Raw genomic sequence first — 18,830 nt, 5'->3', positions numbered from 1 at the left:
CGGAGCCATGGCGCTCGCGCAGCCCGACCCCGGGGGAACCGCCCGCGCCGAGGCCCTCGGGCCCCGGCTGCCGCAGCAGCTCGACGCGCCGCTGCGCGGCTCCCTCGCCACCACCGCCTGCATGGAGACCCTTCAGGTGGGCTATCTGCACGCCGTCGCGGCGGCGGCGGGATGCTCGCTGTCCCAGCCCTTCCCCGACAACGGCATCGACTGGCACGTCAGCCACGGCGCCCCGGCCCACACCGTCGACGACGAAGTGACCATCAAGGTGCAGCTCAAGTGCACCTACCAGATAGCGCCGCACCCGGCGGGCGGGGCGTTCTCCTTCACGCTCGACAACGCCCACCTCGTCAAGCTCGCCCGCAGCCCGGTGTCGGTGCACAAGATCCTGGTCGTGATGCTCGTGCCCCGCAGCCAGGACGACTGGCTGCGCGCCGGACCGGGCAGCCTCGACCTGCGCCACTGCTGCTACTGGACCAACCTGGCCGGCCACGCGGTGACGGGCCGGTACCGGACCACTGTGCGCATCCCGACCTCGCGGATCTTCGACGACCGCGCACTCTGCGACATCATGGCCCGGGTCGGGGCCGGAGGGAGACCCTGATGCACCGGTCGATGGACGAGCCCACGGGCGGGGCGGGACTGCCCGCCGCCCGCTCGCACCCCACCGCCCGCCCCGGGCCGCCGCTGGTCGCCGTGGCCGGTGCGGAGCTGCCCGATCCCGCCGTCCTCGCCGCCCTCCTGCGCCGGCACGGCTGGCAGCGGCGCGGGGGAGCACCGGGACGGTACGGCCGCTGGACCCCGCCCGGACCCGCCGCCGGGGCGACCAGCCTGCTGGTGCCCGAGAGCGCGGCCTTCCCCGACAGCGGGGAGCTGATCGAGGAGGCGCTGCTCGCCCTCGGCCGCAGCGCCGACCCCTCGGCCCGCGATGTCCTGGTCTCCCTCACCGTGCCCAGCGACGAGATCCGCTGGTGGCGCGAGGTCCCCGAGTCGGCGGCCGCGGCCGCCGGCGCATCGGGCTGGACCGAGGCGGAGGAGCTACGGTCGGCCGCCCGGCAGATCCTCCTGGCCGGGGCCCTCGCGGCCCGCGGCCGGGTCGGCTACCACGGGGCCCGGCACCGCAGGAAGGCACGCGCCGCCCTGGACGACGCGCTCATCGGCCCCGAACCCGGCGGCCGGAGCCTCACCGCCTATGTACCCGTCGCCTCCGGACGCGCCGTCGCCGTCCGGCTCTGCCACGCCCTGCACGCCACCCGCGAGGCGGTCGACTACCAACGGGCCACCGGCGGCATGGAGGCCTTCGACAGCGCGGTCGCGGCAGGCGTCGGCCGGGAGCTGACCGAGGCGCTGATCGCCCTGGTGCGCGGCTCCGAGGGGGCCGGGATCGACCTGCGGTGGGCGCCCGCCGCGGGCACCCCGGACGGCTGCCCGGCCCGCCCCGCCCCCGTCGAGTTCTCCCCGGGCGACCTGCCCGCCCTGCGCGCCGCCGGAGCCCGCTATCTCCGCGAGGAGCCCGCCGTGCAGGTGCGGCTGACCGGCGCGGTGGTCCGGCTGCGCCGCTCCGGGCCGCGCGGCGCCGGGATCGTACGGCTGCGGGTGCTGGCCGGGGCGGAGGTCGCGCACGTCCGGGTGGAGCTGGACGAGGAGGCGTACCGCATCGCCGGCCACGCGCACCTGGTGGGGCTGCCGCTGCGGGTGGAGGGGCGGCTGGAGAACCGGGGCGGCTTCCGGCGGCTCACCGGGGCCTCGCAGGTCGCGCCCGTCCAGGTCGACGAGGCGGAGCGGGACCGGCTGATGAAGGCCCTCCAGGAGAACGTCGACTCCTTCGAGGAGGCGTGCGCGGGGGAGGAGGTCTGACGAGGGGAAGGCGTTCGCATCGGGGGCGTACGGCTCGGTACGATTCACCTTGCTCAGCCATACGAAGGCGAGCGTCCCCTCAGTCAGGAGAGACCGGTGTCAGACGTCCGTGTGATCATCCAACGCGATTCCGAGCGGGAAGAGCACGTGGTGACGACGGGCACGACGGCCGGCGAGCTCTTCCCCGGTCAGCGCACCGTCGTCGCCGCGCGCATCGGCGGCGAGCTGAAGGACCTCTCGTACGAGCTCCAGGACGGCGAGAGCGTCGAGCCGGTGGAGATCTCCTCCGCGGACGGTCTCGACATCCTGCGCCACTCCACCGCGCACGTCATGGCCCAGGCCGTGCAGGAGCTGTTCCCCGACGCCAAGCTCGGCATCGGCCCGCCGGTCAAGGACGGCTTCTACTACGACTTCGACGTCGAGAAGCCGTTCACGCCCGAGGACCTCAAGGCCATCGAGAAGAAGATGCAGGAGATCCAGAAGCGGGGCCAGAGGTTCTCGCGTCGCGTGGTCTCCGACGAGGCCGCCCGCGAGGAGCTGGCCGACGAGCCGTACAAGCTGGAGCTCATCGGCATCAAGGGCTCCGCGTCCTCGGACGACGGCGCGGACGTCGAGGTGGGCGGCGGCGAGCTGACCATCTACGACAACTTCGACCCCAAGACCGGCGACCTGTGCTGGAAGGACCTCTGCCGGGGTCCGCACCTGCCCACCACCCGGTTCATCCCGGCGTTCAAGCTGATGCGCAACGCCGCCGCGTACTGGCGCGGCAGCGAGAAGAACCCGATGCTCCAGCGCATCTACGGCACCGCCTGGCCGACCAAGGACGAGCTGAAGGCGCACCTGGAGTTCCTGGAGGAGGCCGCCAAGCGCGACCACCGCAAGCTCGGCAACGAGCTGGACCTCTTCTCCTTCCCCGACGAGATCGGCCCCGGCCTCGCGGTCTTCCACCCCAAGGGCGGCGTCATCCGCCGGGCCATGGAGGACTACTCGCGCCGCCGTCACGAGGAGGAGGGCTACGAGTTCGTCTACAGCCCGCACGCCACCAAGGGCAAGCTCTTCGAGAAGTCCGGCCACCTGGACTGGTACGCCGACGGCATGTACCCGCCCATGCAGCTCGACGACGGGGTGGACTACTACCTCAAGCCGATGAACTGCCCGATGCACAACCTGATCTTCGACGCGCGCGGCCGCTCCTACCGCGAACTGCCGCTGCGCCTCTTCGAGTTCGGCACGGTGTACCGGTACGAGAAGTCGGGCGTCGTGCACGGCCTGACCCGCTCGCGCGGCTTCACGCAGGACGACGCGCACATCTACTGCACCAAGGAGCAGATGGCGGAGGAGCTCGACCGCACGCTCACCTTCGTGCTGAACCTGCTCCGCGACTACGGGCTCACCGACTTCTACCTGGAGCTCTCCACCAAGGACCCGGAGAAGTACGTCGGCTCGGACGAGACCTGGGAAGAGGCCACCGAGACGCTGCGTCAGGTCGCCGAGAAGCAGGGTCTGCCCCTGGTCCCGGACCCGGGCGGCGCCGCGTTCTACGGCCCGAAGATCTCCGTGCAGTGCCGGGACGCCATCGGCCGCACCTGGCAGATGTCGACCGTGCAGCTCGACTTCAACCTGCCGGAGCGCTTCGACCTGGAGTACACCGGCCCGGACGGCTCCAAGCAGCGCCCGGTGATGATCCACCGTGCCCTGTTCGGTTCCATCGAGCGCTTCTTCGCCGTGCTCCTGGAGCACTACGCGGGCGCGTTCCCGGTCTGGCTGGCCCCGGTCCAGGCGGTCGGCATCCCGATCGGCGACGCCCACATCCCCTACCTCCAGGAGTTCGCCGCCAAGGCGCGCAAGCAGGGGCTGCGGGTGGACGTGGACGCCTCCTCGGACCGGATGCAGAAGAAGATCCGCAACCAGCAGAAGGCCAAGGTGCCCTTCATGATCATCGCTGGTGACGAGGACATGGCCAACGGTGCCGTCTCCTTCCGCTACCGCGACGGTTCGCAGGAGAACGGCATCCCGGTCGACGAGGCCCTCGCCAAGATCGCGAAGGCCGTCGAGGACCGCGTACAGGTCTGATCCGACCGCCAGGTCACGGCCCCCGGAGCGCGCTACCCGCGCTCCGGGGGCCGTTTCTCGTCCTCCCGCGTGAACACCTGGATCAGCCACGACGAGAACGAGCCCGTCACCGCCCCGAGCAGCGCCAGACCGCAGGCCATCAGCCCCGCCGCGACCGTCCGCCCCCAGAACGTGACCGGTGCGGCGTCCCCGTAACCGACCGTCGTGAGCGTCGCGCACGCCCACCACACCGCGTCCCCGAAGGTGCGGATGGAGGCGTCGGGGGCCGTGTGCTCCAGGTGGTAGACCGCGAGCGAGGCGGCGACGCCGAGCAGGACGGCGGTCAGGCCCGCGTACGCCATCACGCGCGCGTACAGGTTCAGCCGCGGCCGGTCGCGGCGGCGCTGCACCGCCAGATACACCTGGACCATCCGCAGCGGGCGCAGCAGCGGCAGCAGCAGGACGAGGGTGTCGAGCCAGTGCGTACGCAGGAAGCGCGCGCCCAGGCCGCTGAGCCGCAGCCGCGTCGCATAGTCCAGGAGGAACAGCAGCCAGGTCGACCAGACGAGGATCAGCGCGATGTCGTTCCAGGGCTCGGCCTCGTGCGAGGTCAGCACCCGGACCGCGTACCCCGCCAGGAAGAGCAGCCCCGCGGTGAAGAGCGGCACCTCCGTGCGCTGTTCCCAGCGGGTCAGCCGGGCGGGTGGCTCGGGGGCGGGTCGGTCGCTCATCGCCTCAGCATCGCGGGCGGCCGGGCACGGCGGCCCCGGCGACACGCTCGGCCGGGGTGACGCAATATGCTGATCGGCATGACGAGTGAGCCGGAGCAGCAGATCGGCGTGGGGACGCCCGACGCGTTTCAGCGTCTGTGGACGCCCCATCGGATGGCGTACATCCAGGGTCAGGACAAGCCGAGCGGCCCGGGTGCCGAGGACGGCTGTCCGTTCTGTTCGATTCCCGCGAAATCCGACGAGGACGGGCTTGTCGTGGCCCGTGGCGAGCACGTCTACGCGGTGCTGAACCTGTATCCGTACAACGGCGGCCACCTCATGGTCGTGCCCTACCGTCATGTGGCCGACTACACCGAGCTGGACGGCCCCGAGACGGCCGAGCTGGCGGACTTCACCAAGCGCGCCATGGTCGCGCTGCGGGCGGCCTCCGGGGCGCACGGCTTCAACATCGGGATGAACCAGGGCTCGGTGGCCGGCGCCGGGATCGCCGCGCACCTGCACCAGCACCTGGTGCCGCGCTGGGGCGGCGACACCAACTTCATGCCGGTCATCGGCCACACCAAGGTGCTGCCCCAGCTGCTGGGCGACACCCGGGCGATGCTGGCCGGCTCCTGGCCGACGGGCGATCTGCCGGCCCGCTGAGCCGCATACGCACAGCGGCCGGCGCGGTGCGGACGCGGAAGGGGGCCCGGCCGGGCCCCCTTCCGGCTGTCTACGCGTCGTAGACGTCGGCCTTGCGCGGGGCCGGGTCCTGGACGAGGCCGCTCAGTATCATCGAGCGGTTGTCGAAGCGCTCGGTGTCGACGCCGTTCTCCGTGAGGACGCGCATCGCCGCCGTATGGACGGCCCGCAGCACCGGGGTCGCGGCGCGCATCGCGTCGTCCGCCATGAAGCGGTGGTTCCACGGCTTGGCCGCCCACGCGTGCCGCAGCCCGAACGGCTCGGGCAGCGCTATCTTCCCGCCCAGGTAGTCCAGCAGCGGCGGATACCAGGTGAGGGGGGCCCGCAGGGCGAGCCGGACGACCTCCTTGGCGTCCACCAGCGCCAGCTGGACGTCCCGGGTCTCCCAGAAGCGGACGGTCTTGTTGACCGTCTTCGTCTTCGCCGCCGGCTTGGAGAGGAACAGGCTGTGCACGGGCCCCAGCGCATGGCCCGTGACCTCGATGCGCAGGGTCTCGTGGAGCACGGTGACGGTGATCATCATGGTGATCACCAGCTGGCCGTCCCACAGGGTGAACTGGACGCCCAGGTAGTGCCGGTCGCCGCTGCCGAACTGCTGGTGGTTGCAGATGCGCTGTATCTCGTGGGGCTTCACCTGGAAGGTGGCGACGTCCTCCCCGTCGGGGCGCGTGACGGAGTCGGCGTTCTCCCCGATGGGCGAGACGATCCAGTGCTTCACGGACGGCTTGGGGAAGCCGCCGGTGTTCAGCGGTCCGCGCTCCAGCATCTTCAGCTGGTCGTGGATGATCCGGATCAGGTCCCAGCTGCGGAACTGGTGGATCTCCTTCGTCGGGTCCTTCGGCAGCAGCTCCTCCGCCAGCTGCCAGCTGCCCCAGCGGGTGCCCATCCCGAGGACGCCCTTGGGACCGGCGTAGAAGACGGCGTTCGACTGCTGCTCGGCCGACAGCTTCTCCAGACCCTGGCGCAGGGCCTCGCGGGCGGTCTCGTTGGGGTTCTTCGGGACCGCCTCGGGGATCTTCGCGATCACCCCGGTGCCGGAGAGCAGGCCCTCCCAGCGGGCCCGCATGTCCTTGGCCGAGGTCTCCGCGATCCGCTTGGCGATCAGCCAGCCGATCACCGGGGCGACGAGCGCGCCCCGGATGTAGAGCGCGAGCAGCCCGTCCAGGGGAAGCCTGACCATCAGGACCAGCGCGCCGATCCCGAAGGCGGCCAGCAGCACCGTGCCGACCGCGCGGAACGCGGTGTCCTTGGACTTGTTGAGCACGTCCCGGACCCGGAAGGCGATCACCCAGGCCAGCATGCCGGGCAGGAACAGGATGCCGAACACCACGGTCACCAGGGTGAGACGGGTGTCACGGGCCTTGCGCAGGTTGTTCGCCGACAGGCAGTGCTCCACCACGGTCTGCGGGTCCGTGCCGAAGGACTGGATCAGCGCCTTGCGGGCGCCGCCGAGCATGCGCTCCTGGACGGCACGGGCGAAGGCCTCACCGAGATTCGGTTTGAAGTAGTCGGACTTGAAGAGTTTGGAGGAGCCCGGCTTCACCGTCGATTTGTGCCACTCGCTGTTGGCGTCGAGGATCGTCTCCACCGGACTGTCCCGATACGCCGCCGAGGCCAGGGCGTTGGTCGCCACGGTCTGGCCGCCCGAGCCCTGGATCGGGATCTGGGCCCCGGGTGAGAAGTCGAATCCGTCGTTGGCCACCTGTCGCCCCCACTCGCCGCACGTCTGCTCCTGCGGTGTGCCCAACTACCGTACGCGGCATACCTTCTGAGCTGCGACCACAGCGTATCGTCCGGATCACCGCACCGCCGGTCACCGGGGTGGACGCGGACGGCGTGTGCGACCGTGCGCCGGTCACGCGCCGGGGGACCCGTCCTCCCGCTCCGCGCGGACCCGGCCCGCCACCTGCGGCGGCATCGCCTCGTGCCGGGAGTAGGCGCGGTCGAAGCGGCCGGTGCCGTGCGACAGGGAGCGCAGGTCCACCGCGTACCGGCCGACCTCGATCTCCGGCACCTCGGCCCGTACGAGGGTGCGTCCGCCCGGACTCTGCTCGGTGCCCACGACCCGGCCCCGACGCCCCGACAGGTCGCTCATCACGGGGCCCACGTAGTCGTCGGGGATCAGGACGCTCACCTCGCACACCGGCTCCAGGAGCTGGATCCGGGCGTCGGACGCGGCCTCGCGCAGCGCGAGCGCCCCAGCGGTCTGGAAGGCGGCGTCGGAGGAGTCCACCGAGTGCGCCTTGCCGTCCAGCAGGGTGACGCGCACATCGACCAGGGGGTGCCCGGCGGACAGGCCCCGGGCGGCCTGGGCGCGGACGCCCTTCTCCACCGAGGCGATGAACTGACGCGGCACCGCACCGCCGACGACCTTGTCGACGAACTCGATGCCGGAGCCCGGCGGCAGCGGCTCCACCTCGAGCTCGCAGATCGCGAACTGCCCGTGCCCGCCTGACTGCTTGACGTGCCGTCCGCGCCCCGAGGCCGGGCCCGCGAACGTCTCGCGCAGCGGCACCCGGTGCGGTTCCGCGTCGACCTGGACGCCGTAGCGGCTGCGCAGCCGCTCCAGGGCGACCTCCTGATGGGCCTCGCCCAGGCACCACAGGACGACCTGACCGGTGTCCGGGTTCTGTTCGAGCCGCAGCGTGGGGTCTTCGGCGACCAACCGGGCCAGGCCCTGCGACAGCTTGTCCTCGTCCGCCTTGCCGTGCGCCCGTACGGCCAGCGGGAGCAGCGGGTCCGGCGTCGACCAGGGCTCGATCAGGACGGGGTCGCCGGCCGGGGAGAGCGTGTCGCCGGTCTCCGCCTCGCCGAGCCGCGCCACGCACGCCAGGTCGCCCGCGACGCACCGGTCCAGGGCGTGCTGCTGCCGGCCGAACGGAGCGCTGAGCGCCCCGACGCGGATCTCCGCCTCGTGAGCGGGGCGCGGCGCGTGGCCCGCCGCGTCCAGCCCGTGGCCGCACAGATGCACGGAGTCGTCGGGGCGCAGGGTGCCGGAGAAGACGCGGACCAGCGAGACCCGGCCCACGTACGGGTCGGAGGCCGTCTTGATCACCTCGGCGACCAGCGGGCCCTCGGGGTCGCAGGCCGGCGCGGGCCGGGGGCCGCCCGACGGGGTGGTGACGACGGGCGGGGTGCGCTCCAGCGGCGTCGGGAAGCCGCGCGTGATCAACTCCAGCAGTTCCACGGTGCCGATGCCCTGCCGGGCGCCGTCGGCCGCCGGGGCCGCCGTGAGGACCGGATGGAAGGAGCCCCGGGCGACGGCCCGTTCGAGATCGCCGATCAGGGTCTCGACGTCGATGTCCTCGCCGGCGAGATAGCGGTCCATCAGGGACTCGTCCTCGCTCTCGGCGATGATCCCCTCGATCAGCCGGTCCCGGGCCGCCCGCAGCGGTTCCTCCTGGTCGGGCGCGGGCGGCCGCTCGGTGCGTTCGCCCGAGGAGTGGTCGATGATCCGCCGGCTCAGCAGTCCGGTGAGCCCGGTCAGCGGGGCGTGCCCGTCGGCGCCCTCGGGCCCCAGCACGGGCAGGTACAGCGGCAGTACGGCGTCGGGGTCCTCGCCGCCGAAGGTCTCGGCGGCGATCCGGTTCATCTCCCGGTAGGAGGTCCGGGCGGTGTCCAGGTGGGTGACGACGATGGCGCGCGGCATGCCCACGAGCGCGCACTCCTCCCAGGCGGCCCGGGTCGTCGCGGCCACGGACTCGGCCTCCTGGGCCGCCGAGACGACGAAGAGGGCCGCGTCCGCCGCGCGCAGACCGGCCCGCAGCTCCCCGACGAAGTCCGCGTAGCCGGGGGTGTCCAGCAGATTGATCTTGCAGCCGCCCCAGGCCACCGGGACCAGCGAGAGCTGCACGGACCGCCGTCGGCGCTGCTCGATCTCGTCGTAGTCGGAGACGGTCGCCCCGTCCTCGACCCGCCCGGCCCGGTTCACGGCCCCCGCTGTGAGGGCCAGCGCCTCGACCAGCGTGGTCTTGCCCGATCCGCTGGGGCCGACCAGCACCACGTTCCGTACGGCGGCGGGGCGGTCGGCCGTCGGTACTCCTCCGGCGGCCCCGGGGTGTGCGTGTGCCTTGTCGCCCATGATGCGTGCCTCCCGGTCGGTGGCGCGGTGCGGGGGAGGGCGACCGCGCGCGGCGCAGCGGTGGTCACGGGCACGGGGAGGCCGCCGCGGCGGCTTCGGCGACGCCCGCGGTCCTTCGAGCTTGGCACCGGAGCGGGGCCGCGTCCATACGTCGCGCACCGGCGCCGCGGGGCCGGTGCGCCGGCCCCGCGTGACACCCGGCGGCGGGTGCCCGTCCGGTGGAAGGCACTGGTGGTGACTACGATGGGCCAGCCGGTGGCCGTAGGGGCCGCTCGGCCAACCGAACCCTCGGGAAGGCCATGCTGAACAAGTACGCGCGTGCATTCTTCACGCGTGTCCTCACACCGTTCGCCGCTCTGCTGCTCCGCCTCGGGGTCAGCCCCGACGCGGTCACTCTCATCGGCACGGCCGGAGTGATGGCAGGTGCGCTGGTCTTTTTCCCGATGGGGGAGTTCTTCTGGGGCACGATCGTCATCACGATCTTCGTCTTCTCCGACCTCGTCGACGGCAACATGGCGCGGCAGGCCGGGATCTCCAGCCGATGGGGCGCGTTCCTCGACTCGACGCTTGACCGGGTCGCAGACGGGGCGATCTTCGCCGGCTTCGCCCTCTGGTACGCGGGCAGCGGTGACGACAACATCCTCTGCGCCGTCGCGATCTTCTGCCTGGCCAGCGGCCAGGTGGTCTCGTACACCAAGGCGCGCGGTGAATCGATCGGCCTGCCGGTCGCCGTCAACGGCCTCGTGGAGCGCGCCGAGCGCCTGGTGATCTCGCTGGTCGCGGCCGGTCTGGCGGGACTGCACACCTTCGGCGTCCCCGGCATCCAGATCCTGCTGCCGATCGCGCTGTGGATCGTCGCAGCGGGCAGCCTGGTCACGCTGATCCAGCGCGTGGTGACCGTACGCCGTGAATCGGCGGAGGCGGACGCCGCGGAGGCCGCCGCGGATCAGTCCGGTGCGGACGTGTCCGCCGCCGGTTCCGCCGGGCAGGGGAGCGAGGGCGACCGGTGAGCGCCGGCGCGTCCGACCTGAAGGGCCGGCTCACCGACGGGCTGTACGGACTGGGCTGGGGCGCCGTCAGGAAGCTGCCCGAGCCCACCGCCGCCCGCCTCTTCCGCACTATCGCCGACCAGGTGTGGAAGCGGCGCGGCAAGAGCGTGCTCCGCCTGGAGTCGAACCTGGCCCGGGTCGTCCCCGACGCCGGCCCGGAGCGGCTGGCCGAGCTGTCCCGGGCCGGGATGCGCTCCTACATGCGCTACTGGATGGAGTCGTTCCGGCTCCCGACCTGGACCCCGGAGCGGATCAAGGCCGGAATCGACATCAAGGACGCCCACCACCTGACCGAGGGCCTGGACGCCGGGCGCGGAGTCATCGTGGCCCTGCCGCACCTGGCCAACTGGGACCACGCGGGCGCCTGGGTCACCACCGATCTGAAGGTCCCCTTCACCACCGTCGCCGAACGGCTGGAGCCGGCGACGCTCTACGACCGGTTCGTCGCCTACCGCGAGGGCCTGGGCATGGAGGTCCTGCCGCACAGCGGCGGGTCCGCCTTCGGCACCCTGGCCCGGCGGCTGCGCGCGGGCGGCCTGATCTGTCTGGTCGCGGACCGGGACCTGTCCGCGTCCGGCGTCGAGGTGTCGTTCTTCGGCGCCACCGCCCGGATGCCCGCGGGCCCGGCGCTGCTCGCCCAGCAGACGGGCGCGAAGCTGCTGCCGGTGACCCTCTGGTACGACGGGCCGGTGATGCGCGGGCGCATCCACCCGGCGGTCGACGCACCGCAGGAGGGCACCCGCGCCGAGCGGACCGCCGCCATGACCCAGGCCCTGGCCGACGCCTTCGCCGGCGGGATCGCCGAGCACCCGGAGGACTGGCACATGCTCCAGCGCCTCTGGCTGGACGACCTGGACCCCCGGGGGGAACCCACGTGAAGATCGGCATCGTCTGCCCGTACTCCTGGGACGTACCGGGTGGCGTGCAGTTCCACATCCGGGACCTGGCAGAGCACCTGATCCGGCTCGGCCACGAGGTCTCCGTCCTGGCCCCCGCCGACGACGAGACGCCCCTGCCGCCGTATGTCGTCTCGGCGGGCCGGGCCGTCCCCGTCCCGTACAACGGCTCCGTCGCCCGGCTGAACTTCGGCTTCCTCTCGGCGGCCCGGGTGCGGCGCTGGCTGCACGACGGCACCTTCGACGTCATCCACATCCACGAGCCGACCTCCCCCTCGCTGGGCCTGCTGGCCTGCTGGGCGGCGCAGGGGCCGATCGTGGCCACCTTCCACACCTCCAACCCGCGCTCCCGGGCGATGATCGCCGCGTACCCGATCCTGCAGCCCGCGCTGGAGAAGATCAGCGCCCGGATCGCCGTCAGCGAGTACGCCCGGCGCACCCTGGTCGAGCACCTCGGCGGGGACGCCGTCGTCATCCCGAACGGCGTCGACGTCGGCTTCTTCGCCAAGGCCGAGCCGAAGTCCGAGTGGCAGGGGCAGACCCTCGGCTTCATCGGGCGCATCGACGAACCCCGCAAGGGCCTGCCCGTCCTGATGAAGGCGCTGCCCGCGATCCTCGCCGCCCGCCCCGGGGCCAGGCTGCTGGTCGCCGGGCGCGGCGACGAGGAGGAGGCGGTGGCCACGCTGCCCAAGGAGCTGCGCGAGCGCGTGGAGTTCCTCGGCATGGTCAGCGACGAGGACAAGGCCCGGCTGCTGCGCAGCGTCGATGTGTACGTGGCTCCCAACACCGGCGGCGAGAGCTTCGGCATCATCCTGGTCGAGGCGCTGTCGGCCGGTGCGCCGGTGCTGGCGAGCGACCTGGACGCCTTCGCGCAGGTGCTGGACCAGGGCGCGGCGGGCGACCTGTTCGCCAACGAGGACGCCGACGCGCTGGCCGCCGCCGCGATCCGGCTGCTCGGCGACCCGGAGCGCCGGGCCGGACTGCGCGAGCGCGGCGAGGCCCACGTACGGCGCTTCGACTGGGCGACGGTGGGGGCCGACATCCTCGCGGTGTACGAGACGGTGGCCGACGGGGCCGCCTCCGTCGCGGCGGACGAACGCTCCGGGCTGCGGGCCCGGTTCGGGCTCGCGCGGGACTGAGCTTTGGGGGGCTCCTGTTCCGGCGGGGGCCCCCGGCGACGGTAGCGTGTGGGCCCGTGACCGTAACCCTCATCGTCTGGATCGTCCTCGCCCTCATCGCGATCGGCGTGTACCTGAGCTGGACCGCCGGCCGGCTCGACCGCCTGCACTCCCGGATCGACGCCGCCCGCGCCGCCCTCGACGCCCAACTGCTGCGCCGCGCCTCGGTCACCCAGGAGCTGGCCACCTCCGGCGTCCTGGACCCGGCCGCCTCGATCGTCCTGTACGAGGCCGCGCACGCCGCCCGGCAGGCCGAGGAGGACCACCGCGAGGTCGCCGAGAGCGAACTGAGCACCGCCCTGCGCGCCGTCTTCGGCGAACCGGCGCAGGTCGACGCGGTGAAGGAGGTCCCCGGCGGCGAGGAGGCGGCCACCGAACTGGCCGCCGCCGTACGCCGCGTCCCGATGGCCCGGCGCTTCCACAACGACGCCGTGCGCGCCGCCCGCGCCCTGCGCCGGCACCGTACCGTCCGGCTGTTCCGGCTGGCCGGGCACGCGCCGTTCCCGCTCGCCTTCGAGATGGACGACGCCCCGCCGGTGGCCCTCGCGGACCGCCCCGGCACCTGAGCGGCTCCGTGCCGGGGACCGATTCAGGGCCAAAACGATCCACGGCCTGTCCATTGGCCCTTGCTGTGGACTGGTCCCGGGGCGTTTGCTCGGCGATGCAGCATCCAGCGTCTTTCACCGAGTGAGGTTCCGTGTCCACGCTTCCCAGCACCCCGCAGTCCGCCGAGTACCCCGCCACCGGCACCGCCCGCGTCAAGCGGGGCATGGCCGAGCAGCTCAAGGGCGGCGTGATCATGGACGTCGTCGACGCCGAGCAGGCGAAGATCGCCGAGGACGCGGGCGCCGTGGCCGTCATGGCCCTGGAGCGGGTCCCCGCCGACATCCGCAAGGACGGCGGCGTGGCCCGGATGTCCGACCCCAACATGATCGAGGAGATCATCGGGGCCGTCTCCATCCCGGTCATGGCCAAGTCCCGCATCGGCCACTTCGTCGAGGCCCAGGTGCTCCAGTCCCTCGGCGTCGACTACATCGACGAGTCCGAGGTCCTCACCCCGGCCGACGAGGTCAACCACAGCGACAAGTTCGCCTTCACCACCCCCTTCGTCTGCGGCGCCACCAACCTGGGCGAGGCCCTGCGCCGTATCGCCGAGGGCGCGGCCATGATCCGCTCGAAGGGCGAGGCCGGCACCGGCAACGTCGTCGAGGCCGTCCGCCACCTGCGCCAGATCAAGAACGAGATCGCCCGGCTGCGCGGCTTCGACAACAACGAGCTGTACGCCGCCGCCAAGGACCTCCGCGCCCCCTACGAGCTGGTCAAGGAGGTCGCGGAGCTGGGCAAGCTGCCGGTCGTGCTGTTCTCCGCCGGTGGTGTCGCCACCCCGGCCGACGCCGCGCTGATGCGCCAGCTCGGCGCCGAGGGCGTCTTCGTCGGCTCCGGCATCTTCAAGTCCGGCGACCCGGCCAAGCGCGCCGCCGCCATCGTGAAGGCCACCACCTTCTACGACGACCCGAAGGTCATCGCGGACGCCTCCCGCAACCTGGGCGAGGCCATGGTCGGCATCAACTGCGACACCCTGCCCGAGTCCGAGCGCTACGCCAACCGCGGCTGGTAACCACTGATGAGCGACACCCCCCTGATCGGTGTCCTGGCTCTCCAGGGCGACGTGCGGGAACACCTGATCGCCCTGGCCTCGGCGGACGCCGTGGCCAGGCCGGTCCGGCGCCCCGAGGAGCTCGCCGAGGTCGACGGGCTGGTCATCCCCGGCGGCGAGTCCACCACCATGTCCAAACTGGCCGTGCTCTTCGGCATGATGGAGCCGCTGCGCGAGCGGGTCCGGGCCGGGATGCCGGTCTACGGCACCTGCGCCGGAATGATCCTGCTGGCCGAGAAGATCCTCGACCCGCGCTCGGGCCAGGAGACCGTCGGCGGCATCGACATGATCGTGCGGCGCAACGCCTTCGGCCGGCAGAACGAGTCCTTCGAGGCCGCGGTCGAGGTCGACGGCGTCGAAGGCGGCCCGGTGGACGGTGTGTTCATCCGGGCGCCCTGGGTCGAGTCCGTCGGGGCCGAGACCGAGGTCATCGCCGAACACGGCGGGCACATCGTGGCCGTACGGCAGAAAAACGCCCTCGCCACCTCGTTCCATCCCGAACTGACCGGCGACCATCGCGTGCACGCTCTGTTCGTGGACATGGTGCGCGCAGTGAACTGAGCGGACCCCGGTAGGATCTCTCGGGTTCGACTCGATTTTGGTGACGCGAAGGAGAAGGCAGATGTCCGGCCACTCTAAATGGGCTACGACGAAGCACAAGAAGGCCGTGATTGACGCCAAGCGCGGCAAGCTCTTCGCGAAGCTGATCAAGAACATCGAGGTCGCGGCGCGTTCCGGCGGCGTGGACCCCGACGGTAACCCCACGCTCGTCGACGCCATCCAGAAGGCGAAGAAGAGCTCCGTCCCGAACAAGAACATCGACTCCGCCGTCAAGCGCGGCGGCGGTCTCGAGGCGGGCGGCGCCGACTACGAGACGATCATGTACGAGGGTTACGGCCCGAACGGTGTCGCGGTGCTCATCGAGTGCCTCACCGACAACCGCAACCGTGCCGCGTCCGACGTACGTGTCGCCATGACCCGGAACGGCGGCTCGATGGCCGACCCGGGCTCCGTCTCGTACCTGTTCAACCGCAAGGGCGTCGTGATCGTGCCCAAGGGCGAGCTGGCCGAGGACGACGTCCTCGGCGCGGTGCTCGACGCGGGCGCCGAGGAGGTCAACGACCTCGGCGAGACCTTCGAGGTGGTCAGCGAGGCCACCGACATGGTCGCGGTGCGCACCGCGCTCCAGGAGGCGGGCATCGACTACGACTCCGCCGAGGCCAACTTCCTGCCGACCATGCAGGTCGAGCTGGAGGAAGAGGGCGCGCGCAAGATCTTCAAGCTCATCGACGCGCTGGAGGACAGCGACGACGTGCAGAACGTCTTCGCCAACTTCGACGTGTCCGACGAGGTCATGGAGAAGGTCGACGCCTGACGGCACGGCCGACAGGGCGGACACGGCCCCGCGCGACGGGCCGACGGGGCACTCCCCGTCGGCCCGTCGTCCTGTGGTTGCGACGGTTTGTCAGTCCGAGCCGATAGCCTGCGGGAACAGATGATCGAGCGGGCGCGGCACGCGCCGGCGACGGGCTGAGGACAGGGGGGCTCCATGCGGGTTCTGGGCATCGACCCGGGGCTGACCCGGTGCGGCGTCGGCGTGGTCGAGGGAGTCGCGGGAAGGCCGCTGACCATGATCGGCGTCGGGGTCGTGCGCACCCCGTCCGACGCCGAGCTGGGCGACCGGCTCGTGGCCGTCGAGCGCGGCATCGAGCAGTGGCTCGACGAGCACTCCCCGGGCTTCGTCGCGGTCGAGCGGGTCTTCGCCCAGCACAACGTCCGCACGGTGATGGGCACCGCCCAGGCCAGCGCGGTCGCCATGCTCTGCGCCGCCCGCCGCGGCATCCCCGTCGCCCTGCACACTCCCAGCGAGGTCAAGGCGGCCGTCACCGGATCGGGCCGCGCCGACAAGGCGCAGGTCGGAGCCATGGTGACCCGGCTGCTGAGGCTGGACGCACCGCCCAAGCCCGCCGACGCCGCCGACGCCCTGGCCCTCGCCATCTGCCACATCTGGCGAGGCCCCGCGCAGAACCGGCTCCAGCAGGCCGTCGCCGCCCACCACCGCACGTCCGGCGCTCCCGGCACGTCCCGCACGCCCGGCGTGGCCGGCGCCCCTCGCACGCCCAGCACGCCTCGCACGCTGAAAGGCCGCACCGCATGATCGCCTTCGTCTCCGGCCCGGTGGCCGCCCTCGCCCCGACCGCGGCCGTCATCGAGGTCGGCGGCATCGGCATGGCCCTCCAGTGCACCCCGCACACCCTCGCCGACCTGCGCGTCGGCAAAGAGGCCCGGCTCGCGACCTCGCTGGTCGTCCGGGAGGACTCCCTCACTCTCTACGGCTTCCGGGACGACGACGAGCGGCAGGTGTTCGAGCTGCTCCAGACCGCCAGCGGCGTCGGGCCCCGTCTCGCCCAGGCGATGCTCGCCACCCACAGCCCCGACGCCCTGCGCCTCGCGGTCTCCACCGGCGACGAGAAGGCCCTCACCGCCGTCTCCGGCATCGGCAAGAAGGGCGCCCAGAAGCTGCTGCTGGAGCTCAAGGACCGGCTCGGCGAACCGGCCGGCGCGCACATCGGGCAGCAGGGCATCGGCACCCCCGTCACCTCCGGCTGGCGCGACCAGCTCCAGGCCGCCCTGATCGGCCTCGGCTACGCGAGCCGCGAGGCCGACGAGGCCGTCAACGCCGTCGCCCCACAGGCCGAGGCCGCCGTCGCCGAGGGCACGGCACCCCCCGTGCCGCAGCTGCTGCGGGCCGCCCTGCAGACTCTCAACCGCGCACGCTGACCGGCACCGAACCACCGAAGAGGCCCCGAAATGAACTGGGACGAGACCGGACCCGAGACCGATGAGGCGAGCGGCCCGGTCTTCGACGACCGGCTGGTCGACGCGGACGCGGACGGCGAGGACACCGCGGTCGAGGCGGCCCTGCGCCCCAAGGACCTGGAGGAGTTCGTCGGCCAGGAGAAGGTCCGCGAACAGCTCGACCTGGTCCTCAAGGCCGCCCGCGCCCGCGGCGCCACCGCCGACCACGTGCTGCTCTCCGGCGCCCCCGGCCTCGGCAAGACCACCCTCTCGATGATCATCGCCGCCGAGATGAACGCCCCGATCAGGATCACCTCGGGCCCCGCCATCCAGCACGCCGGCGACCTCGCGGCGATCCTCTCCTCCCTCCAGGAGGGCGAGGTCCTCTTCCTCGACGAGATCCACCGCATGTCCCGGCCCGCCGAGGAGATGCTCTACATGGCGATGGAGGACTTCCGGGTCGACGTCATCGTCGGCAAGGGCCCCGGAGCCGCCGCGATCCCGCTCGAACTGCCTCCGTTCACCCTGGTCGGGGCCACCACCCGGGCCGGGCTGCTGCCGCCCCCGCTGCGCGACCGCTTCGGCTTCACCGGGCACATGGAGTTCTACGCCCCCGTCGAGCTGGAGCGCGTCATCCACCGCTCCGCCCGTCTCCTCGACGTCGGCATCGACGTGGACGGCGCCGCCGAGATCGCCGGACGCTCGCGGGGCACGCCCCGGATCGCCAACCGTCTGCTGCGCCGGGTCCGCGACTACGCCCAGGTCAAGGCGGAGGGCACGATCGACCGGGATATCGCCATGGCGGCCCTCAAGGTGTACGAGGTTGACGCCCGCGGACTCGATCGGCTGGACCGCGCCGTCCTCGGCGCCCTGCTGAAACTCTTCGGCGGCGGCCCCGTCGGCCTGTCCACTCTGGCGGTCGCCGTGGGGGAGGAGCGGGAGACCGTCGAGGAGGTCGCCGAGCCCTTCCTCGTACGGGAAGGACTGCTGGCCAGGACCCCGCGCGGCCGCGTCGCCACCCCGGCGGCCTGGGCGCATCTGGGACTGGTCCCGCCGCAGCACGGAGCAAAGGGACAACAGGGTCTGTTCGGGGCGTGATGCGTCACAGGTTCGCGTGTACAGGAACCCCGGTGCCATGCTGGGCGTTGTTCCATCGATGCGGACTCGCTTAGACTCCGCCGATGCCGCCCTTACCGGTCGGTGTACCCACCCCCGTATATACAGGCCGCATTCCAGCGCGGTCGTGCGAAGGAATTCCCGTCCCGTGGATATCTTGACTCTCCTCCCCTTCATCGTGCTCATCGGGGCCATGTTCCTGATGACCCGCTCCGCCAAGAAGAAGCAGGCGGCGGCCGCGCAGATGCGCAGTGACATGCAGCCCGGCACCGGCGTCCGGACGATCGGGGGCATGTACGCCACCGTCAAGGAAGTCCACGACGACACCGTCATCCTCGAGGTCGCCCCCGGCGTGCACGCCATCTACGCGAAGAACTCGATCGGCGCCGTCCTGGACGATGCGGAGTACAACCGCATCGTGCACGGTGACGACGAGCAGCTGGACGCGGACGGCACCGTCGTTCCCGACGACGCCTCCTCGCTGACCGGTGAGCCCGACGCCGACGACGCCGAGGTCGCCAGGATCGACCTGGGCAAGGACGACGCGGCCGACGACGCCGAGACCGAGGACGCGGCGGCCAAGGACGTCAAGGACGCCAAGGGCGAGGGCAAGACCGACGGCGAGGCCGACGCCAAGTAGTTTCACGATCCCGGGGACGTCGCGAGCCCACCGGCGCGCGGCGTCCCCGGGACCGTGCGGTCGTCTGCGGGGGGCAGGGTCCCCACTACACTT

The 18,830-nt window shown here is 72.0% G+C and carries 18 protein-coding genes; 15 read left to right on the top strand and 3 right to left on the bottom strand.

Annotation, left to right across the window (positions count from 1 at the left end; translation table 11 throughout):
- The first annotated feature begins 7 nt into the window (after window positions 1-7).
- The 3 genes from ACH4UK_RS24245 to thrS all read left to right on the top strand — a co-directional run bounded on the left by ACH4UK_RS24245 (window position 8) and on the right by thrS (window position 3,930).
- Window positions 8-604 (top strand): DUF4365 domain-containing protein, encoded by a 597-nt coding sequence (locus ACH4UK_RS24245; protein ID WP_398359475.1) that lies wholly within the window; start codon window positions 8-10, stop codon window positions 602-604.
- Complete coding sequence (locus tag ACH4UK_RS24240; RefSeq protein ID WP_398359474.1) at window positions 604-1,857, top strand: hypothetical protein; 1,254 nt, start codon at window positions 604-606, stop codon at window positions 1,855-1,857. Before ACH4UK_RS24245 ends, ACH4UK_RS24240 begins: the two co-directional genes overlap by 1 nt.
- Window positions 1,858-1,953: 96 nt before the next feature.
- Window positions 1,954-3,930: a threonine--tRNA ligase gene (gene thrS, locus ACH4UK_RS24235; protein WP_398359473.1), complete on the top strand. Its 1,977-nt coding sequence runs from the start codon at window positions 1,954-1,956 to the stop codon at window positions 3,928-3,930.
- Between the two features lie 32 nt (window positions 3,931-3,962).
- On the opposite strand, the gene ACH4UK_RS24230 is transcribed toward thrS, so the two are convergent.
- On the bottom strand, window positions 3,963-4,640 hold the full coding sequence (locus ACH4UK_RS24230; RefSeq protein WP_398359471.1) for a potassium channel family protein: 678 nt from the start codon (window positions 4,638-4,640) through the stop codon (window positions 3,963-3,965).
- 66 nt (window positions 4,641-4,706) lie between these two features.
- Between ACH4UK_RS24230 and ACH4UK_RS24225 the strand changes: the two genes are divergently transcribed.
- Entirely contained in the window at window positions 4,707-5,282 is a 576-nt protein-coding gene (locus ACH4UK_RS24225; RefSeq protein ID WP_398359469.1) for an HIT family protein, read from the top strand.
- Between the two features lie 70 nt (window positions 5,283-5,352).
- Here ACH4UK_RS24225 and ACH4UK_RS24220 read toward each other — a convergent pair whose 3' ends face one another.
- The gene (locus ACH4UK_RS24220) at window positions 5,353-7,023 is read right to left on the bottom strand and encodes a hypothetical protein (protein ID WP_398359467.1); all 1,671 of its coding nucleotides are present in this window, start codon (window positions 7,021-7,023) and stop codon (window positions 5,353-5,355) included.
- Window positions 7,024-7,176: 153 nt separating this feature from the next.
- Window positions 7,177-9,402, bottom strand: coding sequence for an elongation factor G-like protein EF-G2 (locus tag ACH4UK_RS24215; RefSeq protein ID WP_398359465.1), 2,226 nt, complete (start codon window positions 9,400-9,402; stop codon window positions 7,177-7,179).
- A gap of 299 nt (window positions 9,403-9,701) precedes the next feature.
- Between ACH4UK_RS24215 and pgsA the strand changes: the two genes are divergently transcribed.
- The 11 genes from pgsA (at window position 9,702) to yajC (ending at window position 18,737) form a co-directional block, all read left to right on the top strand.
- Complete coding sequence (gene pgsA / locus ACH4UK_RS24210; protein WP_398359463.1) at window positions 9,702-10,412, top strand: phosphatidylinositol phosphate synthase; 711 nt, start codon at window positions 9,702-9,704, stop codon at window positions 10,410-10,412.
- Window positions 10,409-11,329, top strand: a complete 921-nt coding sequence (locus ACH4UK_RS24205) for a phosphatidylinositol mannoside acyltransferase (protein WP_398359461.1) — start codon at window positions 10,409-10,411, stop codon at window positions 11,327-11,329. The genes pgsA and ACH4UK_RS24205 overlap by 4 nt, the downstream gene beginning before the upstream one ends.
- Window positions 11,326-12,486, top strand: coding sequence for a glycosyltransferase family 4 protein (locus ACH4UK_RS24200; RefSeq protein ID WP_398359459.1), 1,161 nt, complete (start codon window positions 11,326-11,328; stop codon window positions 12,484-12,486). Before ACH4UK_RS24205 ends, ACH4UK_RS24200 begins: the two co-directional genes overlap by 4 nt.
- Before the next feature lie 56 nt (window positions 12,487-12,542).
- Window positions 12,543-13,091 (top strand): hypothetical protein, encoded by a 549-nt coding sequence (locus tag ACH4UK_RS24195; protein WP_398359457.1) that lies wholly within the window; start codon window positions 12,543-12,545, stop codon window positions 13,089-13,091.
- 131 nt (window positions 13,092-13,222) lie between these two features.
- Complete coding sequence (pdxS, locus tag ACH4UK_RS24190; RefSeq protein WP_018960500.1) at window positions 13,223-14,143, top strand: pyridoxal 5'-phosphate synthase lyase subunit PdxS; 921 nt, start codon at window positions 13,223-13,225, stop codon at window positions 14,141-14,143.
- 6 nt (window positions 14,144-14,149) lie between these two features.
- Window positions 14,150-14,743 (top strand): pyridoxal 5'-phosphate synthase glutaminase subunit PdxT, encoded by a 594-nt coding sequence (gene pdxT, locus ACH4UK_RS24185; RefSeq protein WP_398359455.1) that lies wholly within the window; start codon window positions 14,150-14,152, stop codon window positions 14,741-14,743.
- Window positions 14,744-14,804: 61 nt separating this feature from the next.
- Window positions 14,805-15,557 (top strand): YebC/PmpR family DNA-binding transcriptional regulator, encoded by a 753-nt coding sequence (locus tag ACH4UK_RS24180; protein WP_329358663.1) that lies wholly within the window; start codon window positions 14,805-14,807, stop codon window positions 15,555-15,557.
- 174 nt (window positions 15,558-15,731) lie between these two features.
- A complete protein-coding gene (gene ruvC / locus ACH4UK_RS24175; protein WP_398359454.1) occupies window positions 15,732-16,340 on the top strand; it encodes a crossover junction endodeoxyribonuclease RuvC in 609 nt (202 codons plus the stop codon).
- Entirely contained in the window at window positions 16,337-16,963 is a 627-nt protein-coding gene (gene ruvA, locus ACH4UK_RS24170) for a Holliday junction branch migration protein RuvA (protein WP_398359452.1), read from the top strand. The genes ruvC and ruvA overlap by 4 nt, the downstream gene beginning before the upstream one ends.
- Window positions 16,964-16,993: 30 nt before the next feature.
- On the top strand, window positions 16,994-18,079 hold the full coding sequence (gene ruvB / locus ACH4UK_RS24165) for a Holliday junction branch migration DNA helicase RuvB (RefSeq protein WP_398359450.1): 1,086 nt from the start codon (window positions 16,994-16,996) through the stop codon (window positions 18,077-18,079).
- 166 nt (window positions 18,080-18,245) lie between these two features.
- A complete protein-coding gene (yajC, locus tag ACH4UK_RS24160; protein WP_398359448.1) occupies window positions 18,246-18,737 on the top strand; it encodes a preprotein translocase subunit YajC in 492 nt (163 codons plus the stop codon).
- Window positions 18,738-18,830 lie beyond the last annotated feature (93 nt).

The organism is Streptomyces sp. NPDC020884, from assembly GCF_044333935.1.
In the GTDB taxonomy this organism is placed as follows: Bacteria; Actinomycetota; Actinomycetes; order Streptomycetales; family Streptomycetaceae; genus Streptomyces.
This window is presented reverse-complemented; position numbering and strand designations above follow the sequence as displayed.

Coding starts and splice junctions, on each gene's coding strand:
- ruvC (WP_398359454.1), top strand. CDS start 15,732: ATGCGGGTTCTGGGCATCGACCCGGGGCTGACCCGGTGCGGCGTCGGC.
- ACH4UK_RS24245 (WP_398359475.1), top strand. CDS start 8: ATGGCGCTCGCGCAGCCCGACCCCGGGGGAACCGCCCGCGCCGAGGCC.
- pgsA (WP_398359463.1), top strand. CDS start 9,702: ATGCTGAACAAGTACGCGCGTGCATTCTTCACGCGTGTCCTCACACCG.
- ruvA (WP_398359452.1), top strand. CDS start 16,337: ATGATCGCCTTCGTCTCCGGCCCGGTGGCCGCCCTCGCCCCGACCGCG.
- ACH4UK_RS24225 (WP_398359469.1), top strand. CDS start 4,707: ATGCTGATCGGCATGACGAGTGAGCCGGAGCAGCAGATCGGCGTGGGG.
- ACH4UK_RS24180 (WP_329358663.1), top strand. CDS start 14,805: ATGTCCGGCCACTCTAAATGGGCTACGACGAAGCACAAGAAGGCCGTG.
- ACH4UK_RS24230 (WP_398359471.1), bottom strand. CDS start 4,640: ATGAGCGACCGACCCGCCCCCGAGCCACCCGCCCGGCTGACCCGCTGG.
- ACH4UK_RS24240 (WP_398359474.1), top strand. CDS start 604: ATGCACCGGTCGATGGACGAGCCCACGGGCGGGGCGGGACTGCCCGCC.
- ACH4UK_RS24215 (WP_398359465.1), bottom strand. CDS start 9,402: ATGGGCGACAAGGCACACGCACACCCCGGGGCCGCCGGAGGAGTACCG.
- pdxT (WP_398359455.1), top strand. CDS start 14,150: ATGAGCGACACCCCCCTGATCGGTGTCCTGGCTCTCCAGGGCGACGTG.
- ruvB (WP_398359450.1), top strand. CDS start 16,994: ATGAACTGGGACGAGACCGGACCCGAGACCGATGAGGCGAGCGGCCCG.